Raw genomic sequence first — 23,403 nt, 5'->3', positions numbered from 1 at the left:
CCTCACTAGCCGAGGGCTCCGGAGCGGGGGAAGATGGGGTGTGCCGGGCCCTGGGCCCGCTCCCGCCGCCGACGAAGGAGACACGCGTGTCCACGGTTGACAGCTTCGGTGCCAAGAGCACCCTGACAGTCGGCAGCACCGACTACGAGATCTTCCGCATCGACACCGTCGAAGGCTACGAGAAGCTCCCGTTCAGCCTGAAGGTGCTGCTCGAGAATCTGCTCCGCACCGAGGACGGCGCGAATGTCACCAAGGAGCAGATCGAGGCTCTGGGGTCGTGGGATGCCGCAGCCGAGCCCGATACCGAGATCCAGTTCACGCCGGCCCGAGTGGTCATGCAGGACTTCACAGGCGTTCCTTGCATCGTGGACCTCGCGACGATGCGCGAAGCCGTCGTCGACCTCGGCGGCGATCCGACGAAGATCAACCCGCTGTCGCCGGCCGAGCTCGTCATCGACCACTCGGTCATCGCCGACCTGTTCGGCACCGAGAACGCGCTCGAGCGCAACGTCGAGATCGAGTACGAGCGCAACGGCGAGCGCTACCAGTTCCTGCGGTGGGGCCAGACTGCCTTCGACGACTTCAAGGTCGTCCCGCCGGGAACCGGAATCGTCCACCAGGTCAACATCGAGCACCTCGCAAAGGTCATCTACGACCGGACGGTCGACGGCGTCCTCCGCGCCTACCCCGACACGTGCGTCGGCACCGACTCGCACACCACGATGGTCAACGGGCTGGGCGTGCTCGGCTGGGGCGTCGGCGGCATCGAGGCCGAGGCCGCGATGCTCGGCCAGCCGGTGTCGATGCTCATTCCGAAGGTGGTGGGCTTCAAGCTCTCGGGCGCCATCCCGACCGGCGTGACCGCGACCGACGTGGTGCTCACGATCACCGAGATGCTCCGCAAGCACGGGGTCGTCGGAAAGTTCGTCGAGTTCTACGGTCCGGGTGTGGCATCCGTTCCGCTCGCGAACCGCGCCACGATCGGCAACATGAGCCCCGAGTTCGGGTCGACCGCGGCGATGTTCCCCATCGACGACGTCACGCTCGACTACCTGCGCCTCACCGGACGCAGCGACGAGCAGGTCGCGCTCGTCGAGGCGTACGCCAAGGAGCAGACGCTGTGGCACGATGCGGCCGTCGAGCCCGTCTTCAGCGAGTATCTCGAGCTCGACCTGTCGACCGTGGTGCCCTCGATCGCCGGGCCGAAGCGCCCGCAGGATCGCATCATCCTGACGAACGCCAAGGCCCAGTTCGCGAGCGACCTGACAAACTACGCCGACGTCGAGCACGATCTCGTCGACCTCGAGGGTTCTGAGTCGTTCCCGGCATCCGACCCGCCCGGAAACTCGCCGGACGACGAGTACAGCGCCCACGCGCACCACCACCACAGCCACGCGCCCGAGAAGGGCTCCAAGCCGACCCCGGTCGTGCTCGGTGACGGCCAGCGGTTCACGCTCGACCACGGTGCGGTCACGATCGCGGCGATCACCTCGTGCACGAACACCTCGAACCCGTCGGTCATGCTCGCCGCCGGGCTGCTGGCGCGCAACGCCGTGAAGAAGGGCCTCAAGGCCAAGCCGTGGGTCAAGACCACCCTCGCGCCCGGATCGAAGGTCGTCACCGACTACTACGAGAAGGCCGGCCTCACCGACGATCTCGAAGCGCTCGGCTTCTACACCGTCGGCTACGGCTGCACGACCTGCATCGGCAACTCAGGCCCGCTCATCGAAGAGGTCTCGGCGGCGGTTCAGCAGAACGACCTCGCGGTCACCGCGGTGCTCTCGGGCAACCGCAACTTCGAGGGTCGGATCAACCCCGACGTGAAGATGAACTACCTCGCGAGCCCTCCGCTGGTCATCGCGTACTCCCTCGCCGGGTCGATGAACTTCGACTTCGAGACCGACCCCCTCGGCAAGGATCAGAACGGCGTGGACGTGTTCCTGCGCGACATCTGGCCGGACTCGGCAGAGGTGCAGGCGACCATCGACTCGTCGATCAACAAGGGCATGTTCGACACGCAGTACGCCGCGGTGTTCGCGGGCGACGAGCGGTGGCGCACACTGCCGACCCCGACCGGAGATGTCTTCGAGTGGGATGCCGCATCCACCTACGTGCGCAAGCCCCCGTACTTCGACGGCATGACGATGGAACTGACGCCTGTCACCGACATCGCCGGTGCTCGAGTGCTCGCCACGCTGGGCGACTCGGTGACGACCGACCACATCAGCCCCGCCGGCAACATCAAGGCCGACAGCCCGGCGGGCCACTACCTCGACGGCCACGGCGTCGACCGCAAGGACTACAACTCCTACGGATCGCGCCGAGGCAACCACGAGGTCATGATCCGCGGCACGTTCGCCAACATCCGGTTGAAGAACCAGCTGCTGGACGGCGTCGAGGGCGGTTACACGCGCGACTTCACCCAAGAGGGCGGCCCGCAGTCGTTCATCTACGACGCGAGCCAGAACTACCAGGCCGAAGGCACGCCGCTCGTGATCTTCGGGGGCAAGGAGTACGGCTCCGGCTCGTCGCGCGACTGGGCGGCGAAGGGCACCAGCCTGCTGGGCGTCAAAGCCGTCATCACCGAGAGCTTCGAGCGGATCCACCGCTCGAACCTGATCGGCATGGGCGTGGTGCCGCTGCAGTTCCCGACGGGACAGACCTGGACGTCCCTCGGCCTCGACGGCACCGAGATCGTGTCGATCAGCGGTCTCGAGCAGCTCAACGAGGGCGTCACACCGAAGACGGTTCACGTTACGGCCGCGCCGAGCGAGTTCTCTGCCCCGGGCAAACAGCCCGTCGAGTTCGACGCGGTCGTGCGCATCGACACGCCCGGCGAAGCCGACTACTACCGCAACGGCGGCATCCTGCAGTACGTGCTGCGGTCGCTCGTCTGAGCGTGAGGTCACTCAAGGCCCGGACGCGGACAGCGTCCGGGGCTTTGTGTCGTTCGACCACGCGCGGGCGCGCACGGGCGTGAGGGCTCCGGTGATCGACATCCCTCGCTGCGAGACGTCCTGGACGATCCACTGCTCCGCAGCGCCACGCCACGTGGGGCTCGTCACCGGTCCCGAGAAGGGACGTACCACACCCGCACCCTGGTGAGGACCTCCCAGACGGTGTGCGGCCGCCACGGTAGACTCTGAGTCGGCGTCCGAGCACCGGATCGCCCGCCCGACGAGGGCTCCGCTGAGCGCAGAGGGAGATGGATGGCGATCCTTCCGAACATCGCAGGACCCCGCGATCTCGACGCCCTCAGCCCTGAGCAGCTCGAACAGCTCGCCGGTGAGATCCGCGAGTTCCTGGTCGAGAACGTGTCTCGGACCGGTGGTCACCTCGGCCCGAACCTCGGTGTCGTCGAACTCACGATCGCGCTGCACCGCGTCTTCGACTCGCCCTTCGACCCGTTCGTCTTCGACACCGGCCACCAGTCGTATGTCCACAAGCTGCTCACCGGGCGCCAGGACTTCAGCGAATTGCGCACGCGCGGCGGCCTCGCCGGCTACCCGCAGCGCTCCGAGAGCCCGCACGATGTGGTGGAGTCATCGCACGCGTCGAGCTCGCTCAGCTGGGCCGATGGGATCTCGCGCGCCTTCACCCGCACCGGTCGCAAGGACCGGCATGTCATCGCGGTGGTCGGGGACGGTGCGCTCACCGGCGGCATGACGTGGGAGGCGCTCAACAACATCTCCGACGACAACGACCGCAACCTGATCATCGTCGTCAACGACAACGGTCGCTCGTACGCGCCCACGATCGGCGGAATGGCCCGCTATCTCAATCGTGTCCGCACCGCCGACACCTACCGCAACCTCCACCGCGGCTCCGACCAGATGTTCCGCCGTCTCGGCCCCGCCGCTCGCGCCGTCTACCGCGGCGTTCGCGGCGGAACCCACGGCTTCTTGTCGCGCTTCATCAACAACGCGGCTCTCTACTCCAATCTCGACATCAAGTACCTGGGCCCGGTCGACGGACACGACCTGCCGGTGCTGATGGAGACCCTCGAGCTGGCAAAGCAGTTCGGCGCTCCCGTGATCGTCCATGCGATCACTGAGAAGGGCCGGGGCTTCCAGCCCGCCCTCGACGACGAAGCCGACCAATTCCATGCGGTGGGCAGGATCGATCCCGTGACAGGCGCGACGGTCGGCGGCGCGAGCGCCGGGCCGGCTTGGACGGATGTCTTCGCCGACGAACTCGTCGAGATCGGCCACGAGCGCGAAGACGTGATCGCGATGACCGCGGCGATGCTTCGGCCCACGGGGCTGCTGCCGTTCGCGCAGCGATTCCCCGGGCGTGCCCTCGACGTCGGCATCGCAGAACAGCACGCCGTGGCCTCCGCCGCCGGTCTCGCCTTCGGCGGGCTGCATCCCGTGGTCGCCATCTACGCGACGTTCATGAACCGCGCGTTCGATCAGGTGCTGATGGATGTCGCGCTCCACCGCGCCGGCGTCACCTTCGTGCTCGATCGCGCGGGAGTCACGGGACCCGACGGCCCGAGCCACCACGGCATCTGGGACCTCGCGATGCTGCAGCTGGTGCCCCACATCCGCATCGCGGTGCCACGAGACGCCGAGCGGCTGCGCGAGGAGCTGCGTGAGGCAGTCGGGGTCTCGGATGCGCCGACCGTCATCCGCTTTCCCAAGGGCGGCGTCAGCCCCGAGCTGCCCGCCCTGGAGCGCCTCGCGGACGGCGTCGATGTGCTGGTGCGCTCCGATGCGCAGGATGTCCTCATCGTCGGCATCGGCCCGATGGCGCACATCGCCGTCGACGTGGCTGAGCGACTCCGGGCGCAGGGCATCGGCACAACGGTCATCGACCCGCGCTGGGCGATCCCGGTGCAGCCCTCGGTCACCGAACTGGCGGCATCTCATCGCCTGGTCATCACGATCGAGGACGGCATCCGCGTCGGAGGCATCGGCACGCGCGTGCGTCAGGTGCTTCGCGAAGCCGGCGTCGACACCGCCGTCGACGAACTCGGCGTGCCGGACGAGTTCATCGACCATGCATCGCGCGAGCAGATCCTCGAGGATGCCGGGCTCACCGCTGCCAAGATCGCCCACGACGTCGTCTCGCAGGTGCTCGGCACGCGGATCCCGGTCGCCCGGCCCGCGACATCCGAGATCGCCAGCCTCGCGGCGCACGCGCGCCGGGACGCCTGAGCCCAGCGGTCCCGGAGCTCAGGGGCCGGCGGACGCTTCGACAAGCTCAGCGACCGGCCGCCCCCCCTCAGCAGCCTAGGAGGCGATGCCCTTGATCACCGGGTGGTGGAAGGTGTCGTGGAAGACACGCTGCGAGGCACCTTCGCGATCGAGGTAGGGCGATGCACCGCCGTCGATGAAGGGCCAGCCGGCACCGAGGATGAGGCACAGGTCGATGTCTTCGACCTCGGGAACCACGCCCTCGTCGAGCATGATCTTGAGCTCCTGCGCGAGCCCATCCTGCACACGGGCGAGGATCTCGGCTTCACTTGCGGGGGAGGAGCCGACGGCACCCTTCAGGACCTTCTCGGCCCCCTTCGACCAACCCGTGACCCGGCCCGCCCTGTCCTTCTCGACGACCTCGGTGAGCTCCGCCAGCCGGTGGAAGTTCTCGGAGGCGTAGAAGCGCGCCGGGAACGCCGTCGCCATGGTGTCCTGCACGTGCGCGGCGACCTTCCAGCCGACCAGATCGATGAGCTGGAAGGGCGTCATCGGCAGTCCGAGTGGCTGGAACGCCTTCTCGACGGTCAGGAGCGGCGTGCCCTCGTAGATTGCCCGTGCCGCCTCGCCCATGACCTTCGCGAGCAGACGGTTGACGACGAAGCCGGGGGCGTCGGCGGTGAGCACGGCGTTCTTGCCCAGCGCGCGAGCGACGACGAAGGCCGTCGAGAGCGCGGCATCCGAGGTGTCCGCTGTCTTCACGATCTCGATGAGCGGCATGACCGCGACCGGGTTGAAGAAGTGGAAGCCGACGAGCCGCTCGGGGTTCGCGAGCTTCGCGCCGATCTCCTCGACCGACAGGGACGAAGTGTTGGTGGCGAGGATGGCGTCCTCGGCGATGATCTGCTCGATCTCGCCGAACACCTGCTGCTTCACGCCGACCTCTTCGAAGACGGCCTCGATCACGAAGTCGCAGTCCGCGTATTCGCTCTTGTCGGTCGTGCCGCGCACGAGCGCACGCAGCCGGTTCGCCGTGTCGCCGTCGAGGCGGCCCTTCGCTTCGAGCGTGCCGATCTCGTCGTTGATGTACGCCAGACCCTTGTCGACGCGGGACTGGTCGAGGTCGGTGATGAGCACGGGAACCTGCAGCTTGCGCACGAACAGGAGCGCGAACTGGCTGGCCATGAGGCCCGCGCCGACGATGCCGACCTTCGTGACCGTCCTGGCGAGAGCCTTGTCGGGCGCGCCCACCGGGCGTTTGGCGCGCTTCTGCACCAGATCGAACGCGTACATGGATGCCGCGAACTGGTCTCCCGTGACGAGGTCGGCGAGCGCGTCGTCCTCGCGGGCGAACCCCTCTGCCTTGGTGCCGCTCTTGGCCTTGTCGAGCAGCTCGAGGGCCGCATAGGGCGACTTCGGAACCGTGCCGATCCGGCTCTCGAGCATCCCTCGCGCCATCTTGATCGCGATGGGCCATTTGGTGAGGCGCTCGATCTTGCCCGGCTCGTTCTTGCGGACGACCTTGACCGAGCCGCTGAGCACGCCGTCAGCCCACTTCAGCGAGTCCTCGAGATAGTTCGCCGCAGGGAAGATGGCGTCGAAGATCCCGTAGTCGAACGCCTGCTGGGGCTTGAGCATCCGGTTCTGCTTCAACGGGTTCGAGATCACGACCTCGAGGGCGTTCTCGATACCGATCAGGTTCGGCAGCAGGTAGGCGCCGCCCCACCCGGGGATGATGCCGAGGAACACCTCGGGCAGCGCGATCGCCGCGGCCGAGGCATCCACCGTCCGATACGTCGAGTTCAGAGCGATCTCGAGCCCGCCGCCGAGCGCGAGCCCGTTCACGAATGCGAACACCGGAACGCCGAGATCCTCGAGCTCGCCGAAGACCTTGTGGCCGAGCTGAGCAACGAGCTTCGCGTTCTCCTTGGATCCCACGCGGGAGATGTCGGAGAGGTCGGCGCCTGCGGCGAGGATGTACTGCTTGCCGGTGATGCCAACGGCCTGGATCCCACCCGCGGCCGCGCGTGCCTTGAGCGCATCGAGGGTCTCGCCGAGCTGGGTCATGGTGGCCGGCCCCAGCGTGTTCGGGCGGTTGTGGTCACGCCCGTTGTCGAGCGTGATCAGGGCCAGCACCTTGCCCGAGCCGAGACGGATGTCGCGCACGGTCGAGTTCGTGATCACCTCGCCGTCGGTGAGCGCCTGGATCGGAGAGAAGTCGACGTCCGCGTACTGTTCGGAAACGGTCTTCGCCATCGCGCTTACTTCTTCTTTCCGTCGTAGTTCGGGTTCTCCCAGACGACCGAGCCGCCCTGGCCGAGACCCACGCACATGGCGGTGAGGCCGTAGCGGACATCGGGACGCTCGGCGAACTGGGCGGCGAGCTGGATCATGAGTCGCACACCGGAGGCGGCGAGGGGGTGACCGATCGCGATCGCACCGCCCCACTGGTTGACACGCGGATCGTCGTCGGCGACGCCGAAGTGGTCGAGCAGTGAGATCACCTGGATCGCGAAGGCTTCGTTCAACTCGAAGAGGCCGATGTCATCGATCGTGAGTCCGGCCTTCTTCAGTGCCTTCTCGGTCGACGGGATCGGTCCGATGCCCATGATCTCGGGCTGCACGCCCGCGAAGGCGAACGAGACCAGCTTCATCTTGGGGGCGAGTCCGAGTTCCTTGACGGCGGCGCCGCCCGCCAGCAGGCTCATCGTCGCACCGTCGGTCAACGGCGACGATGTCCCGGCGGTGACGCGCCCATGGGCGCGGAACGGTGTCTTCAGACCGGCGAGGTCCTCCATGGTGGTCTGCGGGCGGCGGCCCTCATCCACGGTCGCGAGACCCCACGCGCCCTCCGCGTCCTTGATGGCGACGGACACGAGGTCGGGCTGGAGCTTGCCGGCGTCGTAGGCCGCTTGAGCCTTGTGCTGGCTGAGCATGCCGTACCGGTCCGAGCGTTCCCTGGTGAGGTGCGGGAACCGATCGAAGATGCGCTCCGCCGTCACGCCCATGTTGAGCGCGCCGGGATCGACCATCTTCTCGGCGACGAATCGGGGATTCGGGTCGGTGTTGGCGCCGATCGGGTGGTGTCCCATGTGCTCGACACCACCGGCCAGGGCGAGGTCGTACATTCCGACGCCGATCGAGGCGGCCATCGTCGTGACGCTCGTCATCGCGCCCGCGCACATGCGGTCGATCGCGAAGCCCGGCACCGTTTGCGGCAGGCCCGCCAGGATCGCGACGCTGCGCCCGAGCGTGAGCCCCTGGTCGCCGGTCTGCGATGTCGCAGCGATGGCCACGTCGTCGATGCGACCCGCCGGAACCCCGGGGTTGCGCCCCATCAGCCCGATCGTCGCCTTCACGGCGAGATCGTCTGCTCGGGTGTTCCAGTACATGCCCTTCTCGCCGGCGCGCCCGAAGGGTGTGCGCATGCCATCGACGAAGAAGACGTCGGAAATCTCGGCCACTATGCCTCCAAAATCATGGGATGCCGTCAGCCTACGGAGGACGCTCCGGCGTGGCAGAACCGGGTGGCGGAAACCTACGAATCGGCTTCGGACGCCTCGGAGGGCGATTGCACGGAACCCACAAAAGCATCCGCGATCAACTGTGAGGTTTGGTCAATCTGCCATCGGCGCGCGCCGAGCAATTCGAGAGTGACGGACACGGATGTCGGCGTCACAGGATCCGGTGGTGACCACGCCAGCCGACGGAGCAGGTCGGGGGTCAGCAGGTTCTCGGTGGGCATCGCGAGTTCTGCGGCGCGCTCCTCGACCACCGGCCGTGCGGCCTTGAGTCGTGCGTCGGCTTCGGGGTTTCGATCCGCCCACGCGCGCGGAGGCGGCAGCGAATCACCGCCGGTCGCGCGCTCCAGCGGCAGTTCGTCACTCGCGCGCCCGGCCTCGATGGCCGCCCACCACCGGTCGATCTGCGAACGGCTGGCGCGCCCGGTGAACTCCTTCACCGCGGCGAGCTCCTGCTTGGACTTCGGGTCGGCGAGCACAGCGGCCACGAGCGCGCGGTCGGGTACGAGTCTGCCCGGGGCGACGTCCTCGCGTCGTGCGTAGTCCTCGCGGGCGGTCCACAGTGCTCGCGCGACCGCGAGCGCCTTGCGCCCGCGCACCGTGTGCAGACCGCTCAGCCTGCGCCACGGCTCGCCGCGCAACGGCTTCGGCACCCGTTCCAGGACGCCGCGGAACTCTTCGGCGGCATACTCGGTCTTTCCCTGCTCCACGAGCTCCGCCGCAAGTGCGTCTCTCACATCGACCAGGTGCTCGACATCCAGCGCCGCATACTCCAGCCATGCCTGGGGGAGTGGCCGCGTCGACCAGTCCGATGCCGAGTGCGCCTTCGCGAGGGTGATCCCGAGGGTGTCCTCGACGACCGCGCCGAGCCCCACCCGCTCGTGGCCCAGAAGTCGCGCGGCGAGCTCGGTGTCGAACATCGACACCGGTTCGAGCGACAGCTCGCGCAGCGACGGAAGGTCCTGGCTCGCTGCATGCAGCACCCACTCCTCCTGACCGATCGCATTCTGCAGCGCGCGGAAATCGCCGATCGGAGGGGGATCGAACAGGAAGACACCGGCACCGCGCCGGAACACCTGGATCAGATAGGCCCGCTGCGAGTAGCGGAAGCCCGAGGCGCGCTCGACATCGACGGCGACAGGTCCTTCTCCGGCCGCGAGCTGGGCCGCGGCGGCCTCCAGGCCGGCTATGTCGTCGATCACGACATAGTCAGCCATCCGTCACCCTTCGTGTTCCCAGCATCGCAACCCCTTCCGAGCCCGGCGGCAGCCCGGCAAGCATGCACACGAGCTCTGCCCATGCTTCCACGTGCGGGGCCATAGAGCCCACCGGCGACCACGAGGCGCGCAATTCGATCTGAGCGCCGTCACCTTCGGCGGCGAGCGAGCCGAATCCCTTCGAGAGGGTCTTGGTGGCGGTTCCCGAGGCCGAGTGGAACCCCGCTTGCCGCGAGGCGAGTGCGTCGACGAGCCACGACCAGGCCACATCTGCGAGCAGCGGGTCGACGCCGATGTCGGGCTCGAGCGGCGCCTGCGCGAAGCACACGATCCGCCACGGCCCGTCCCACGGGGCGGGCTCGACCGGATCGTGGAGCAGGATGAAGCGGCCCGTGCCATATGGGGAGTCCACTGCGCCCGCTTCGGGGCGCACGTCGCCGGCGAGCGCGATCGCGTCGGGGGCGAGTCCTGCGGGGGCGGGGATCTCGCGGACGGTCAGGTCGTCGCGGAACGCCGTGCTGCGCACAGCGGCAACGGCCTCCTCGAAGGATGCCGGTCCCGTCGGAGGACGATGGTCAGCCACGCGGACAGACTAGGCTGAGGCCTCGATGGTCGCCCCCAGGCGCGCCGCGATGCGCGGCGCCTCTCCCTCTCTCATCGCCGGCGTGCGAACCGCGCTCACCGTGGTCAGCCTGGCGCTTGCCGGCGTGCTCGCAGCGCTCGGAGTCGCGTCCGCGCACATGGCCCGCCGTGTCGTCACTCCCGAGCTTCGGCGGCCCGACACCCGCATCCTGTCGCTCGACACGTCGGCGCAGACGATCACCCTCGCCCGCACCCCTGACACGGAGCTGCCGGGGCGCTACGGGCTGTTCACGAGCGGGACCACCGATTACATCAAGCTCGGATCCGTGCTCTCGCAGGACGACGTGTCGGTCAAGCGCAAACTCCTGACGCACATCGGGACCACCGCGCAGCTCTCGCCGGACGCGTCGTTCAGCGGTTGGTACTACGACAGCGCAGAAGAGCTGCACCTGCCCTTCAGCCCCGAGCTCATCGGCACGGGGGTCGGTCCGTGCCCGGCATGGCTGTTCCCCGCCGGCGACGCCGATGTGTGGGTCATCCAGGTGCATGGACGCGGCACCACCCGCGCGGAGTGCCTGCGGGCGGTGCCGGTCTTCCACGCGCTCGGCATCACGAGCCTCCTCGTGTCGTACCGCAACGACGGCGAGGCTCCGCGCAGTCGGGCCGGCACCTATGCACTCGGCGCGACGGAATGGCGAGATGTCGACGCGGCCGTCGGCTTCGCACGCCGCCGGGGGGCCAAGCGCATCCTGCTGATGGGCTGGTCGATGGGAGGCGCGATCGCGCTGCAGGTGTCGCTCAACTCGGCCCATCGCGATGCGATCGTCGGACTCATCCTCGAATCGCCCGTCATCGACTGGCGCATCGTCTTGGAGTACCAGGCGCACGTCCAGGGCGTTCCGGCTGCCGTCAGCGGCCTCGCGATCGGGGCCCTGCAGTCGGAGTGGGCGACGCCGATCACGCGGGCCGGCAGCGCCATCCCGTTCGACCGGCTCGATGTGGTCGCACGTGCCGCAGAGCTCCGGCATCCGATCCTCATCCTCCACAGCGACGACGACGGCTTCGTTCCGTCGGACGCCTCGCACGACCTCGTCGTCGCACGGCCCGATCTCGTGGACTTGAAGGTCTTCGAAGTCGCCCGCCACACCAAGCTGTGGAACTACGACCAGGAGCGGTGGAGCGCCAGCATCCGCGACTGGGTCGATCGGCTCGGTTTCAGCGCCGCACGCGAAGACGAAGATAGCTGAAGCCCGCCTCGTCGACGAGCGCGCCGACGACCTCGGTGTCGGGGCGGATGCCCGGGTTGAGGAACGGGCGGTCGGCGGGCTCCACGACCGGGGCGACGGTGACGCAGTACTCGTCGATGACCCCGGCATCGGCGAACTGGGTCGCCAGCGACGGGCCGCCCTCGCACACGATCCGGGTGTAGCCTCGCGCGGCCAGCGCTTCGATGATCGCGCGCGGCTCGAGGTGGCTGCCACCCGGCACCGGCACGATCTGCACGCCGTACTGCGACGTGCGCTCGGCGAGACGTGCGGCAGCCTCCGCGGGGCATACCAGCAGCACGCGGTCCGGCGTCGCATCGGGGCCGAGCGACAGCCGATGACCGCTCAGATCGCCTGACGAGGTGACGACCGCGAGCCGCGCAGTGCGCGGCACGACGTATCCCTCGGCGCGGACGCTCTGGGCACCGACCAGTACCACGTCGGCGTCGGCCCGGATCACGCCGAGCACCCGGCGGTCGACCCTGCTGGTCAGGGTCTCGCTCGTACCGTCCGATCCGGATGCCGCGCCCGTGAGTGTGGTGATCATGTTGAGCCGCACGTACTCGGCGTCTGACCGGTGATATCGCTCACGGAGCCATTCCCGCCCCTCGGCCGTCAGCACCTCGCACGCCGCGAGGCTTCGCGGCATGACCTCGGTGACGATCATCCTGGGTTCACGCGCCGCGCTTTGCGAGCACCTGACGCTTCGCGCGCATCAGCATTCCCGTCATCCCGGCGATCCGCAGCGGCGACACCGCGCGCGTCAACCCGATGCTCTGGGGGAAGTCGGCGGGCACCGCGAGGACCTCGTCGACAGTGAGGCCGGTGAGGCCCTGCGCGAGGATGCTGGCGAATCCTCTCGTGGTCGGCGCCTCGGGCGGTGCCGTGGCGTGCATCGCCACGATCCCGTCGGCGTCGACATCCATCACGATGTAGACGGGGGACTGGCACTCCGCCACCCGCTCGCACAGCTCGGGGTGACCTTCGTAACGCGCGGGCATGGCTGGCAGCTCGCGCGAGTACTCGAGAAGGAGCTGCAGTCGGTCGGGCTCGGCGAGCTCGAGGAACTCGTCACGGATGTCGGCGAGCGAGTCGGGCAGGGCGGAAACGGTCATCTCCGCCATCCTCCCACGGCTGTCGATGGCGCGGCGGTCAGCGCGAGGGCAGCTCGCCCGGCTCGGATCCGGTGACGATCGGCACGCGCACGGCGCTGCCCCACTCGGTCCACGATCCGTCGTAGTTGCGCACGTTCTCGAACCCGAGCAGGTGCTTCAGGACGAACCACGTGTGGCTGGAGCGTTCGCCGATCCGGCAGTAGGCGACGATGGAGTCGCCGTCCTCCAGCCCTGCGTCGCCCCTGTAGATCGCGTCGAGTTCGGCGCGCGGCTTGAAGCCGCCGTCCTCCGCGACCGCCCTCGCCCACGGCACGCTCTGAGCGGTGGGGATGTGGCCCGCGCGCAGCGCGCCCTCTTCGGGGTAGGCGGGCGCCGATGTCCGCGAGCCGTCGTACTCCTCGGGCGATCGCACGTCGATCAGCGGGTTGCCGAAGTGCGCGAGCACGTCGTCCTTGTAGGCGCGCAGCAGGGTGTCGTCGCGGTCCACGACGGGGTATTCGGCCGGGGTCGGTGTCGCGGCATCCGTCGTGAAGGGACGACCTTCGGCAATCCACTTGTCGCGGCCGCCGTCGAGCAGTCGCACATCCTGGTGCCCGAACAGCGAGAACACCCAGAGGGCGTAGGCGGCCCACCAGTTGTTCTTGTCGCCGTAGATGACCACCGTGTCGTCTCGGGCGATGCCCTTGCGGCTGAGCAGCTCTGCGAATCCCGCCCCGTCGACGTAGTCACGGACGACGGGGTCGTTGAGCTCGGTGTGCCAGTCGACCTTCACGGCGCCGGGGATGTGGCCGGTCTCGTAGAGCAGCACGTCCTCGTCCGACTCGACCACGACGAGTCCCGGGCTGCCGAGCCGCGGCTCCAGCCACTCTCCTGTGACGAGCCGGCCGGGGTCGGCGTATTCGGCGAACTTGGCGGACGATGTGTCGGTCTCGACGGACAACGGGACTCCTCGGGGCTGGGCGGCAGGTGCGACCGCGTAGGGTTGAACCGCGCCCTCCGACCCTAGATTCCCCGGTGCGCGCGCGCATCGCCTCTGTAAGACTCCGACACAGGATTCCTCATGACCGCCACCGGCATCGTCCATCTGACGGAGCGGATGCCGCAGATCTCGGGTGCCGAGATGGTCGCGGCGCTCGTGCCTCCACCGCAGTTCGAGGACGCCACGTTCGACACGTACCGGGCGGATGCCGCGTTCCCGTCACAGCAGGAGGCGAAGGATCTGCTCATCGCGTTCTCGGGCGGCGGCGAGCAGGCGCGCGGGGGCGGCGGCTGGTTCCGCCGGGCCAAGCGCGGCCCAGAGCTCAAACCCGGCGTCTATCTCGACGGCGGGTTCGGCGTCGGCAAGACCCACCTGTTGGCGGCGGTCTATCACGCGATGCCGGCGCGACGGAAGTACTTCGGCTCGTTCATCGAGTACACCGCGCTGGTCGGCGCCCTCGGGTACAAGAACACCGTGGAGCTGTTCCGCGGGTCGGACCTGCTGTGCATCGACGAGTTCGAACTCGACGATCCGGGCGACACGATGGTGATGACGCGGCTGCTCGCGGAGCTCGTCGGCTCGGGTACCAAGCTGGCGGCGACATCCAACACACCGCCGAACGCGCTCGGCGAAGGTCGCTTCGCCGCGCAGGACTTCCTGCGCGAGATCCACGCGATGGCCGCCAGCTTCCAGACCATCCGCATCGACGGGAACGACTACCGGCACCGCGCCGTCGACGGGCACGCGAAGGTGCTCGAGCCGGCCGCGTACGACTCCGACATCGCCGACGCCGCGGCGATCGGTCTGGCGTCCGACGACGCCTTCGCCGATCTGGTGGGTCACCTTGCGCGGGTGCACCCGTCCCGCTACATCCGCATCATCGACGGGCTGTCGGTCGTGGGTCTGCGCGATGTCGAGCCGCTCACCGACCAATCTGCGGCGCTGCGCTTCGTCGCGTTCATCGACCGCGTCTACGACGCCGAACTGCCGATCCGAGCGACGGGCGTCTCGCTCGATCTGGTGTTCCCCGAAGAGATGCTGGCGGGCGGCTACCGGAAGAAGTATCTGCGCGCGATCTCGCGACTCGTGGCATCCACCCTCTCCTGAGCGCCGTCGGACAGCAATCGCACCCACCGGCGACGCGGATTCGTGGGGTTCTGCGAGGGTCAGGAAACATGATGTTTACGCCAGCGCGCCCTACGTAACCGGAGGGAAACACGGCACGCAGGCCAGCCGAAACCAGGTGTGTGGACACTGAAGACACCCGACGCTACACCTGCGTCCTCGCAGAGAGGTTTCCCCCGAGATGGATCAAGGAAACACAGCATTCATTCTTCTCGCAGCCGCACTCGTGCTCTTGATGACGCCCGGACTGGCATTCTTCTACGGCGGTCTCGTCAAAGCGAAGAGCGTCATCAGCATGATGATGCTGAGCTTCGGCGCCATGGGCCTGATCGGCGTCCTCTGGGCGATCTACGGCTACGCGATCGCCTTCCCGACGCTGACGGAGGGAGTGATCCAATTCCCGTGGTCGATCGACACCTCGGAGATCTTCCTGTCCAGCCTGCTGGAGACCCCTGAAGGCGCCGCATATCCGCCGCTCGCATTCGTCGCGTTCCAGGCGACGTTCGCGATCATCACCGTCGCGCTGGTGTCCGGCGCGATCGCCGATCGCGCCAAGTTCGGCGCGTGGATGGTCTTCGCTGCCGTCTGGGCCACGATCGTCTACTTCCCCGTTGCGAGCTGGGTGTTCAACTTCACCCTCGGCGACGACGGCAGCTTCGCTTCCGGCGGCTGGATCACGTATGGCATGCAGACCTGGTTCGGTGTCGGCGCGATCGACTTCGCAGGTGGCACGGCCGTTCACATCAACGCCGGTGCCGCGGCCCTGGCCCTGGCGCTCGTGCTCGGCAAGCGCGTCGGGTTCCAGAAGGGCATCACGGTTCCGCACAACCCGCCGTTCGTGCTCCTCGGCGCCGGCCTGCTGTGGTTCGGCTGGTTCGGCTTCAACGCCGGCTCTGAGCTGGCCGCCGACAACACGGCCGCCATCGCGTTCGTCAACACGATCATCGCCCCGGCGGCGGCCCTGCTGGGCTGGCTGATCGTGGAGAAGATCAAGGATGGCAAGCCGACGTCTGTGGGCGCCGCGTCCGGCGCCGTCGCCGGCCTCGTCGCGATCACGCCCGCCTGTGCATCGTTGCGTCCGGAGTGGGCGATCCTCCTCGGCCTCATCGCCGGTGCCGTCTGCGCCGTCGCGATCGAGCTCAAGTTCAAGTGGGGCTTCGATGACTCGCTCGACGTGGTGGGCATCCACCTCGTCGGTGGTCTCATCGGAACCCTGTTCCTCGGCTTCTTCGCGAACAGCACGGGCCTCATCTACAGCGGCAACCTGACGCAGCTGATGGTCCAGGCGATCGCCGCCTTCTCGGTGCTGATCTACTCGTTCGTGCTCGCATACGCCATCGGCTGGGTCATCCAGAAGACGATGGGCTTCCGCGTCAAGAACGAGGACGAGATCGCCGGCATCGACACGATCGTCCACGGCGAAGAGGGCTACGTCCTCGCCGACATCCGGTCCTGACCCGAGATCCACGCAGGAGAGGGCGTCGCGGCGGCAACCGCGGCGCCCTCTCGCGTGCTGTCCGGCGACTAGGGTGACGATGTGGCGGCAGAGCGGAAGAGCTTGTTCTCGACACTCGCGCGGCTGCTGAAGCCCACCCCACGACCTTCCGCACGGGATGCCCCACCCGCCGGCGGCGAAGGTCGTTCCGGCGTCTCCGCCACGGTCGAGATCCCTCCGCCGGACCGGAACGGTCTGCGGATCACCTACTCACCCGCCACGGACGGCGATCCGGATGCGGGTGAGATCGTCTGGACGTGGGTGCCCTACACCGAGAACGATGGGCGTGGCAAAGACCGTCCGGTCCTCATCATCGGGCGCCAGGACGCGGACCGCGTGTATGCGGTCCGTCTCACCAGCAAGGCGCACGACGGCGATCGCGACTTCCTCGCGATCGGCTCGGGTCCATGGGACACCCAGGGCCGCCCGTCGTGGATCGACATCGAGCAGGTCTACAGCGTGCACGCCGAGGGAATGCGACGCGAGGCATCCGCTCTCGACCTCGACCGGTTCTCACGCGTCGCAGCCGCGCTGCACCAGCGCTACGGCTGGCCGGTGGGAGAGTGACGCACGTCGCGCAAAGAGAAAGGCCCCCGGATTCCGGAAGCCTGACTCGTGGGCGATACCAGACTCGAACTGATGACCTCTTCCGTGTGAAGGAAGCGCGCTACCAACTGCGCCAATCGCCCAGGGCCCTGCGGGCCGAGTCTCGATCCTACCGGATGCCGCCCACCGGCACGAACGCGCGTCTATGACACGCGCGGCCCGCGCTGGTTTTGCACCGTGCGGATCATCGGCTAAAGTCGTTCAAGCGCCCGGAGCGATCCGGGCATGCGGATGTAGCGCAGTTGGTAGCGCACAACCTTGCCAAGGTTGGGGTCGCGAGTTCGAGTCTCGTCATCCGCTCGAGTGCAGGGGTCTCTTCTCGGAGGGACCACGGCACGTGGGGTCAAACCACACGCGGTGGCGTGGCCGAGCGGCTAGGCACCGGCCTGCAAAGCCGTTTACACGGGTTCGAATCCCGTCGCCACCTCCACTCCTCTCAACTGAAAAGCCCTTACGGGCGCGATTGGCGCAGCGGTAGCGCGCTTCCCTGACACGGAAGAGGTCACTGGTTCGATCCCAGTATCGCGCACAGACAGAACCCCCGGATTTCCGGGGGTTTTCTGCGTTCTGGGCGCCTTCGGCGGTCGTGCGGGCGTTCTCCCGGCAAACCGTGACCTTTCCGCTCTTCCCAGCGGATCGGTCGGGGACCTATCCTCAGTGATAACCCGACCACTGGGGCGTCGGAACCAACCGTGTGCGCTGTTGACTAGGGCCAGGTTCCCTCGGCGCGGCGTGCCCCCACACGAGCGCCGAGGGGGCCGCTAGGACGTGCCCCGGGACGACACGTTCTCGACAGGCCGGTAGGCGACGAGAATGCTCTTGTGAGCGCGCTGGCCGACGACATCCGCACCGCGCTTCGCGCTGCCGCAGACCCGGCGCTCGCCCCCGGGCAGCAGGCGTACATGAAATCGGCCATGCCCTACCTCGGCGTCAAGGTTCCCGAAGCGCGGCGAATCGCGCGGGCGCGTGCGAAGACCGAGACGGATGCCACGGCCCTGCGCTCCGCCTCGCTCGAACTCTGGAATGACGCGACCCATCGCGAGGAGCGCTATGCCGCGATGGCCCTCCTTGCGACCAGACCCGTGCGCGGATCGCCCGAGGTCGTCGACATCGTGGAGCACATGGTGCGGACCGGCCGATGGTGGGACTTCACGGACGAAGTGGCGCACCGGATGGCGGAACTGCTCGACATCCGTCCCCTCGGGACCGCGATGGTGATCCGGCGATGGTCGCGCGACGACGACTTATGGATCCGGCGGGTCGCGATCATCTCCCAGCTCGGCCGTGGCTCGCGAGTCGATCGGCTGCTGCTCGCCGACGTCATCAAGCCGAATCTCGGCGATCCGGAGTTCTTCATCCGCAAGTCGGTCGGCTGGGCGCTGCGCGAGTATGCACGCGTGGACCCGGATTGGGTGCGCGGTTACGTCGCGGCACACGACCTGAGCCCGCTGAGCAGACGCGAGGCGCTCAAGCATCTCGGCACCGCCTGACCACCGATCAGCGGTGCAGCTCGGTCAGCATCTTGGGGAACACCTCGCGATGGGCGTGCCGGCCGAGGAACACATCCGCGTGTCCGTAGCCGTCGAGCACGTGCAGCGAATGGCGACCCGGCTGATGCCGCTTGAGGAAGGCGTACGTCGTCTTCTGGCTGGTGGGGAGGAAGACGCGGTTGTGCCTGCCGGCGAACAGCGCGAACCTCGCCTGCGTCTGCGGTGGGGCAGTCGCATACCGAGTCGGCAGCTCGGGACGCGGCCGGATCGACATGATCTGGCCGGCACGTTCGGATGCCGCCAGCTGCGCATAGAAGCTCATCGGGATCTTGCCGAATTCGTGCCGGATCCAGTCGTGGGTGGTGTGGGTGAGGTTCGAGTGCAGCCACAGGGCGGGGTGGCCCGAGCCGAGCGCGAAGCTGGCCATGTTGCAGGTCGGGTTGCCGCACTCGAAGTGCCAGAGGCGCACGGCGTTGCGTGTCAGGGTTCGCATACCTCGCTCGGGTCCATCGCCCCACGCGATGTCGACGTAGGCCTCACGTGACTGGAGGAGCGGCCGGAGCACATGGAGCTTCGCGCGTGAGGCAACCGGAACGTGCGGGTGCAGCGACACGCCGTTCGACACGATGGTCGTGACCTCGGGCACGAGCCCGGCCACGGCCGCCATGCAGATCGTCGTCGAACCCTGGCAGTGGGCGATCACCTTGACGGCTGCCGCCCCCGTCTCTGCCACGACGTAGCGCACCGCCGCCGGGTGATCGTAGAGAGCGACATCGTCGAGCGTCCACGGCACCGGATCGAGGTCGATGGATCCGCGCCAGTTGAACAGCCACACATCCCACCCGTCGTCGAGGAGAACATCCACCAGCGATCGGATCCCGCCGGGACGGAACGACTCGCCGCGCATTCCGACCCCGTGTATGAGGATGACGGGACCTCGCCGCGGCGCGGACTCTCCGCGCACCCGGATGAGGGTGAGCGGGGTGCCGTCGTCCCCCTTCAGGAAGTGCGGTACGTCGCGATGGATGCCGCGAGTGGTAGGACGCCTCACGTGTCCTCCCGTGAAGCCGTCACGGGATCGACCCGCGGGGCGGGGCGCAGGTAGACATCCTTCACGGACTTCGTGAAGAACGCTCCGAATCTCGCTATCGACGTGAGGGGACCGCCGCCGGACCCACGGAAGGTTGTCACCTGGCGGGCGAAATCCTTCACCAGGATCCGGAGCACTCCCGCGCCGATCACCTCCGCAGGCGCATCCTGCCCGCCGTTCACACCGGGTGGCACGTGGCCCCTCATGATCGTGATGTAGAGCGTCGAGGTGTCGTTCCACATGTCGAGTCCCACGTCGTTGCGGACGACCTTGAAGCCGTACATCGTGAGCGGGTTGCCCGAGAGGTCGCTGAACCACAGCCGGTAGCGCATCTCGCGGGTCAGTGCGTCATCGGTCGCCACGAAGAGGTTTGCCCAGCCGCGCTGCACCGGCAGCTCCCCGCCGAGCAGGTCGCACCCCACGAATCCCTCCGCGACCGCGGTGTGCTCGCCCTGCTCGACGAAGCGCTCGACATCCGGGGCCGTGATGGTGAGGTGGAACATGAACCGGTGCGAGAGGTGCCTGCCCAGCCGCCACCCGGTCATGGGGTCGGTCTCGCCCAGGGCGAAGAACCCCTTCATCTTCTCGGTGAACTCCATGCCCCTGCCGGCGACGGGATCCGCCACGGCGAGATCCTGGGCGACCTCTGCCTGGCGGGCGCGCGACGTGGGCCGTCGGCGGGGCTTCTCGAGCAGATGCTCCACGGCGCGATTCGCGATCGCGGCAATCGTGAGCGAGGGGTTCGGCCCCACCGGCCCCGGAACCGAAGAACCGTCGACGATGTACAGCCCGGGGTGCCCGAACGACTCGCCCCAGCTGTCGACGACGCCCTCGTGAACATGCCTCCCCATCGGCGCCCCGCCGAGCGGGTGGACCGTGACGACCCGCTTCGTCCACCACAGCGGATTGTCGCGGAAGCGCCCGCCGAGCGCTTGCGAGATGTCGCGCATCGTCGAGCGCATCGCGCCGAAGTACTCCTGGCTGGTCGCGGTGGTCCACACCACATCGAGCTCCCCGTCGGTGAGGATGATGCGGCCGTCCGGAGTGTCGCGTCCCATGCCGAGGAGGGGAAGGGAGCTCGAGGTCAGTCGTCCCTGGCCGACGAGCTTCGCGACCTCCGCCGAGATCGTGGATTCATTGCGATTCTTGAGCCGGTAGGCGATGAACTGCTTGACGACGCTCGCTGCGCGGTGGACGGATGCGGTCATCTGCGACGTCTCGATGAGCCAGTTCGCAAAGTCGGGGAACCCCGCCTCCTGCACGTAGTAGCCGCGCCCGGCGCCCTCTTCGTCGACGCCGTCCGGCTTGCGCAGCGCCGTGGTGATGACGGGTCCGTACGCGGGATCGATGAGACGGACCTGCCCCGCTTCGGAGGTCCCCTCCGCCCCGAAGCAGAAGGTGAGCAGGTCTCCGTTGCCGCTGAACCGGCTGCCGACGGCGCGGCCGAGCGCCGGCAGTCCGACGCGGTTGCGCAGCAGCAGGCTGGTCGTGCCGAAGGTGCCCGCGCCGAGCATCAGCTGATCACATGTGATCCGCTCGAATGCGCGGCTGTGGATGCCGTTCTCATCGCGGTCGCCGTACCGCGTGTAGCGCACCTCGTATCCGCCGCCGTCGAGCGGCGTGATGCCCGCCACGTCGCAGAGGGTGCGGATGTCGGCGCCGTGATACGTCGCGGCCGACAGGTAGTTGTGATCGAGCGTGTTCTTGGATCCCTCGTTGCAGCCGATGTCGCACTCGCCGCAGAGGCGGCACGTCAGCCGGGTGATGTTGTGCAGGTTGCCGTAGGCGGGCTCGTCGACGACCTGCTTGGCGAGCGGCTCACCACCCGGACGTGACGCGAATGCGATCGCCAGCCCGGGTGCGAACGTCTGGAGACCGAGCTTCTCGGCCGCTTCTCGCAGCGCCTTCGCCTTGGGCAGATCGGGGTAGGGATTCGGCGTCGGCGTCATCATCGCCTCGACGGCGTCGTAGTGGCGATCCAGGTCCTGCCTTCCGATCGGCCAGTTCTCGTAGCCGCCGCCCGGCAGAGGCGAGTCGTGGACGAACCACCGCTCGTCCTTGCGCAGCAGCACATTGGCGTAGATCAGCGAGCCGCCGCCGAGTCCGGATGACACGATCGCCTCGACCTTGCGGAACGAACGGATGTCGAAGAGCCCGAGCAGCTCATCCTTCGGCTCCCAGAATGCGTGACTCATCTCGTACGGGTTTCGTGCGAAGCTGCCCGGCGGGTACGCGCGACCTCGCTCCAGCACGACGACCGAGCGGCCCGCCTCGGCGAGGCGGAAGGCCGAGACTGATGCTCCGAACCCCGAGCCGACGACGACCGCGTCGACGTGCTCCACGTGGTTCATCGGTGCTCCTCTCCTCGAGAGTCGGCGGCACGACGAAGGAGACACGGGCCGCTCGGGGTGCTGCAAGCCGCCCCAGCGCGGCTCCGCCCGTCGGGTCTCAAACTACTGACGCCCGAGGCCTGCCCGCAATGGATACGCGCGCGCATTCAGGGGAATCACGCGCACCCCGGTGAATCAGACGATCGCGACGATCACCGGCCGGGTCCGTTGTAGCGGTCGAGTTCGGCCGTCACGACCGGGTACACGTCGCGCGCGGCATCTTTGCCGATGAAGCAGTCCATGTGCGAGTAGCCCGGGATGATCTGACGCGTGTAGAAGTCAGGGCCGTTGTGCTCGCGGAGGAACTCGTACGTGAGCGCGCTGCCCTCGGGCAGGAACAGCCGGTTGTGCTCGCCATGGATGAACGAGATCGGCAGTCGCAGCCGGGCGACGTCGTCCAGATAGTCGTGATCGTCGTCCCAGCTCACCGCGTGGTCCTCGCGGATGATCTTCGTGACGTGGCGGAGGGTCAGGATGTTCGCATCCCCGAACGCCTCGTCGATGTGCTCGTGCGTCGCCTGGTTGAGCTGGTCGTGGTCGTAGGACTCGCCGAACGTGAACGCCACCCGGCGGCAGAATGGCCGATCGCACGGCTCGTCGCCCTCGGGGTAGAACGCCAGCGCCTTGTCGTACAGGCGCTCGAACCATGATGGGTCGTCGTCGATGTCGGTGGTGAGAACGTCGATGCCGACCGCGTCGATGAGGTCGGCGGCGAAGATGCCGGCCCGCAGCTGGTTGAGCGCGCCGGCGCGCGGGTGCAGAGTGAGCTGCGACGAGACGGCCGATCGGACCCCCTCGAGTCCCAGCCCCAGCGACATCAGCATCGTGAGCGACCCGACGCAATGCGCCATGATCTGGACCGACTCGGCGCCCGTCTCGGCGCGGACCTTCTGGACCGTCGCCGGGTAGTCGAATCGTGCGATGTCGTCGAGCGTGAACTGGGTCGCGCTGGACGGCAGCAGGGGACTCGCCCGATAGTCCAGCACCCACACGTCGTAGCCGTGCTCATACAGATACTCGGGATAGTTCGTCTCGACGGTGTCGATCGTGTATGCGATCGACGACGTGCCGAATCCGGGCGACAGGATGACCGGCCCCTTGGCTCCGCCCTCGAAGCGCGTAAGGCGCAGCACGACGCCGTCTTCGGTGGCGAACTGGTAGATCCTGGGCTCGCCGCAGCGCAGCGGTCGATGCTCACGAGGCGTCGCCTCGATGTCGATACCCGACGTCGTTCCGGCCCCACCCATGTCGACCCCCGGTCGTGTGCTCTGTGCCCCGAGTTGCGGCGCGACCACGGCCACGCCGACGCCGCTCAGCATATTGCCCCCAGGAGGAGCCGTCGCGGCTCTCGCGCATGCGGGCAGAGGATAGCCTGGAACCCGAGCCACTT

At 67.9% G+C, this 23,403-nt stretch carries 18 protein-coding genes and 4 tRNA genes; 10 read left to right on the top strand and 12 right to left on the bottom strand.

Annotated features, from left to right (window positions below):
- Positions 1–86: 86 nt before the first annotated feature.
- The gene (gene acnA / locus ABD188_RS12545) at positions 87–2,897 is read left to right on the top strand and encodes an aconitate hydratase AcnA (protein ID WP_344062673.1); all 2,811 of its coding nucleotides are present in this window, start codon (positions 87–89) and stop codon (positions 2,895–2,897) included.
- 12 nt (positions 2,898–2,909) lie between these two features.
- On the opposite strand, the gene ABD188_RS12540 is transcribed toward acnA, so the two are convergent.
- Positions 2,910–3,089, bottom strand: coding sequence for a hypothetical protein (locus ABD188_RS12540; protein ID WP_344062670.1), 180 nt, complete (start codon positions 3,087–3,089; stop codon positions 2,910–2,912).
- A 120-nt stretch (positions 3,090–3,209) separates the two neighbouring features.
- Here ABD188_RS12540 and dxs point away from each other — a divergent pair, with 120 nt between their 5' ends.
- The gene (gene dxs / locus ABD188_RS12535) at positions 3,210–5,159 is read left to right on the top strand and encodes a 1-deoxy-D-xylulose-5-phosphate synthase (RefSeq protein WP_344062667.1); all 1,950 of its coding nucleotides are present in this window, start codon (positions 3,210–3,212) and stop codon (positions 5,157–5,159) included.
- 75 nt (positions 5,160–5,234) lie between these two features.
- Here dxs and ABD188_RS12530 read toward each other — a convergent pair whose 3' ends face one another.
- The 4 genes from ABD188_RS12530 to ABD188_RS12515 all read right to left on the bottom strand — a co-directional run bounded on the left by ABD188_RS12530 (position 5,235) and on the right by ABD188_RS12515 (position 10,459).
- Positions 5,235–7,394 (bottom strand): 3-hydroxyacyl-CoA dehydrogenase NAD-binding domain-containing protein, encoded by a 2,160-nt coding sequence (locus ABD188_RS12530; protein ID WP_344062665.1) that lies wholly within the window; start codon positions 7,392–7,394, stop codon positions 5,235–5,237.
- 5 nt (positions 7,395–7,399) lie between these two features.
- Positions 7,400–8,602 carry a thiolase family protein gene (locus ABD188_RS12525; RefSeq protein WP_344062662.1) on the bottom strand — a complete coding sequence of 401 codons (1,203 nt, stop codon included), beginning with the start codon at positions 8,600–8,602 and terminating at the stop codon, positions 7,400–7,402.
- A gap of 74 nt (positions 8,603–8,676) precedes the next feature.
- Positions 8,677–9,876 carry a ribonuclease D gene (locus ABD188_RS12520; RefSeq protein WP_344062659.1) on the bottom strand — a complete coding sequence of 400 codons (1,200 nt, stop codon included), beginning with the start codon at positions 9,874–9,876 and terminating at the stop codon, positions 8,677–8,679.
- Positions 9,869–10,459: a DUF3000 domain-containing protein gene (locus ABD188_RS12515; RefSeq protein WP_344062656.1), complete on the bottom strand. Its 591-nt coding sequence runs from the start codon at positions 10,457–10,459 to the stop codon at positions 9,869–9,871. Before ABD188_RS12515 ends, ABD188_RS12520 begins: the two co-directional genes overlap by 8 nt.
- A 25-nt stretch (positions 10,460–10,484) precedes the next feature.
- Here ABD188_RS12515 and ABD188_RS12510 point away from each other — a divergent pair, with 25 nt between their 5' ends.
- A complete protein-coding gene (locus ABD188_RS12510) occupies positions 10,485–11,705 on the top strand; it encodes an alpha/beta hydrolase family protein (RefSeq protein ID WP_344062654.1) in 1,221 nt (406 codons plus the stop codon).
- Here the strand turns inward: ABD188_RS12510 and ABD188_RS12505 are convergent.
- The 3 genes from ABD188_RS12505 to ABD188_RS12495 are packed head-to-tail and all read right to left on the bottom strand — an operon-like array spanning position 11,674 to position 13,778.
- On the bottom strand, positions 11,674–12,390 hold the full coding sequence (locus ABD188_RS12505) for a dihydrofolate reductase family protein (RefSeq protein ID WP_344062651.1): 717 nt from the start codon (positions 12,388–12,390) through the stop codon (positions 11,674–11,676). The two genes, ABD188_RS12510 and ABD188_RS12505, sit on opposite strands and share 32 nt — an antisense overlap.
- A 7-nt stretch (positions 12,391–12,397) precedes the next feature.
- Positions 12,398–12,838: a SufE family protein gene (locus ABD188_RS12500; RefSeq protein ID WP_344062648.1), complete on the bottom strand. Its 441-nt coding sequence runs from the start codon at positions 12,836–12,838 to the stop codon at positions 12,398–12,400.
- A 37-nt stretch (positions 12,839–12,875) separates the two neighbouring features.
- Positions 12,876–13,778 (bottom strand): sulfurtransferase, encoded by a 903-nt coding sequence (locus tag ABD188_RS12495; protein WP_344062645.1) that lies wholly within the window; start codon positions 13,776–13,778, stop codon positions 12,876–12,878.
- Positions 13,779–13,898: 120 nt separating this feature from the next.
- On the opposite strand from ABD188_RS12495, the gene zapE reads away from it, so the two are divergent.
- From zapE to ABD188_RS12480, 3 genes are all read left to right on the top strand, one after another.
- A complete protein-coding gene (gene zapE / locus ABD188_RS12490; RefSeq protein WP_344062642.1) occupies positions 13,899–14,924 on the top strand; it encodes a cell division protein ZapE in 1,026 nt (341 codons plus the stop codon).
- 199 nt (positions 14,925–15,123) lie between these two features.
- The gene (locus ABD188_RS12485; protein WP_344062639.1) at positions 15,124–16,398 is read left to right on the top strand and encodes an ammonium transporter; all 1,275 of its coding nucleotides are present in this window, start codon (positions 15,124–15,126) and stop codon (positions 16,396–16,398) included.
- 81 nt (positions 16,399–16,479) lie between these two features.
- Complete coding sequence (locus tag ABD188_RS12480; protein WP_425561348.1) at positions 16,480–17,004, top strand: type II toxin-antitoxin system PemK/MazF family toxin; 525 nt, start codon at positions 16,480–16,482, stop codon at positions 17,002–17,004.
- Positions 17,005–17,053: 49 nt separating this feature from the next.
- On the opposite strand, the gene ABD188_RS12475 is transcribed toward ABD188_RS12480, so the two are convergent.
- Positions 17,054–17,126 (bottom strand) — tRNA-Val (locus ABD188_RS12475).
- 144 nt (positions 17,127–17,270) lie between these two features.
- Between ABD188_RS12475 and ABD188_RS12470 the strand changes: the two genes are divergently transcribed.
- The 4 genes from ABD188_RS12470 (at position 17,271) to ABD188_RS12455 (ending at position 18,533) form a co-directional block, all read left to right on the top strand.
- Positions 17,271–17,343: transfer RNA gene (locus ABD188_RS12470), tRNA-Gly, on the top strand.
- A 56-nt stretch (positions 17,344–17,399) separates the two neighbouring features.
- Positions 17,400–17,473: transfer RNA gene (locus ABD188_RS12465), tRNA-Cys, on the top strand.
- 27 nt (positions 17,474–17,500) lie between these two features.
- A tRNA-Val gene (locus ABD188_RS12460) sits at positions 17,501–17,572 on the top strand.
- A gap of 292 nt (positions 17,573–17,864) precedes the next feature.
- A complete protein-coding gene (locus ABD188_RS12455) occupies positions 17,865–18,533 on the top strand; it encodes a DNA alkylation repair protein (protein WP_344062636.1) in 669 nt (222 codons plus the stop codon).
- Positions 18,534–18,540: 7 nt separating this feature from the next.
- Here ABD188_RS12455 and ABD188_RS12450 read toward each other — a convergent pair whose 3' ends face one another.
- The 3 genes from ABD188_RS12450 to ABD188_RS12440 all read right to left on the bottom strand — a co-directional run bounded on the left by ABD188_RS12450 (position 18,541) and on the right by ABD188_RS12440 (position 23,314).
- A complete protein-coding gene (locus ABD188_RS12450; protein ID WP_344062633.1) occupies positions 18,541–19,584 on the bottom strand; it encodes an alpha/beta fold hydrolase in 1,044 nt (347 codons plus the stop codon).
- The gene (locus tag ABD188_RS12445) at positions 19,581–21,974 is read right to left on the bottom strand and encodes a GMC oxidoreductase (protein WP_344062630.1); all 2,394 of its coding nucleotides are present in this window, start codon (positions 21,972–21,974) and stop codon (positions 19,581–19,583) included. Before ABD188_RS12445 ends, ABD188_RS12450 begins: the two co-directional genes overlap by 4 nt.
- Before the next feature lie 191 nt (positions 21,975–22,165).
- Positions 22,166–23,314: an alpha/beta fold hydrolase gene (locus tag ABD188_RS12440; RefSeq protein ID WP_344062627.1), complete on the bottom strand. Its 1,149-nt coding sequence runs from the start codon at positions 23,312–23,314 to the stop codon at positions 22,166–22,168.
- Positions 23,315–23,403 lie beyond the last annotated feature (89 nt).

This window comes from Microbacterium pumilum, from assembly GCF_039530225.1.
GTDB classification, from domain to species: domain Bacteria; phylum Actinomycetota; class Actinomycetes; order Actinomycetales; family Microbacteriaceae; genus Microbacterium; species Microbacterium pumilum.
The sequence above is the reverse complement of the archived record's forward strand: the minus strand, read 5'-3'. Positions and strand labels throughout refer to the sequence as shown.

Excerpts from the sequence above, each read along its gene's own strand:
- ABD188_RS12530 (WP_344062665.1), bottom strand. The coding sequence starts at position 7,394 with ATGGCGAAGACCGTTTCCGAACAGTACGCGGACGTCGACTTCTCTCCG.
- ABD188_RS12485 (WP_344062639.1), top strand. The coding sequence starts at position 15,124 with ATGGATCAAGGAAACACAGCATTCATTCTTCTCGCAGCCGCACTCGTG.
- ABD188_RS12510 (WP_344062654.1), top strand. The coding sequence starts at position 10,485 with ATGGTCGCCCCCAGGCGCGCCGCGATGCGCGGCGCCTCTCCCTCTCTC.
- ABD188_RS12505 (WP_344062651.1), bottom strand. The coding sequence starts at position 12,390 with ATGATCGTCACCGAGGTCATGCCGCGAAGCCTCGCGGCGTGCGAGGTG.
- zapE (WP_344062642.1), top strand. The coding sequence starts at position 13,899 with ATGACCGCCACCGGCATCGTCCATCTGACGGAGCGGATGCCGCAGATC.
- ABD188_RS12520 (WP_344062659.1), bottom strand. The coding sequence starts at position 9,876 with ATGGCTGACTATGTCGTGATCGACGACATAGCCGGCCTGGAGGCCGCC.
- ABD188_RS12445 (WP_344062630.1), bottom strand. The coding sequence starts at position 21,974 with ATGAACCACGTGGAGCACGTCGACGCGGTCGTCGTCGGCTCGGGGTTC.
- ABD188_RS12500 (WP_344062648.1), bottom strand. The coding sequence starts at position 12,838 with ATGACCGTTTCCGCCCTGCCCGACTCGCTCGCCGACATCCGTGACGAG.
- dxs (WP_344062667.1), top strand. The coding sequence starts at position 3,210 with ATGGCGATCCTTCCGAACATCGCAGGACCCCGCGATCTCGACGCCCTC.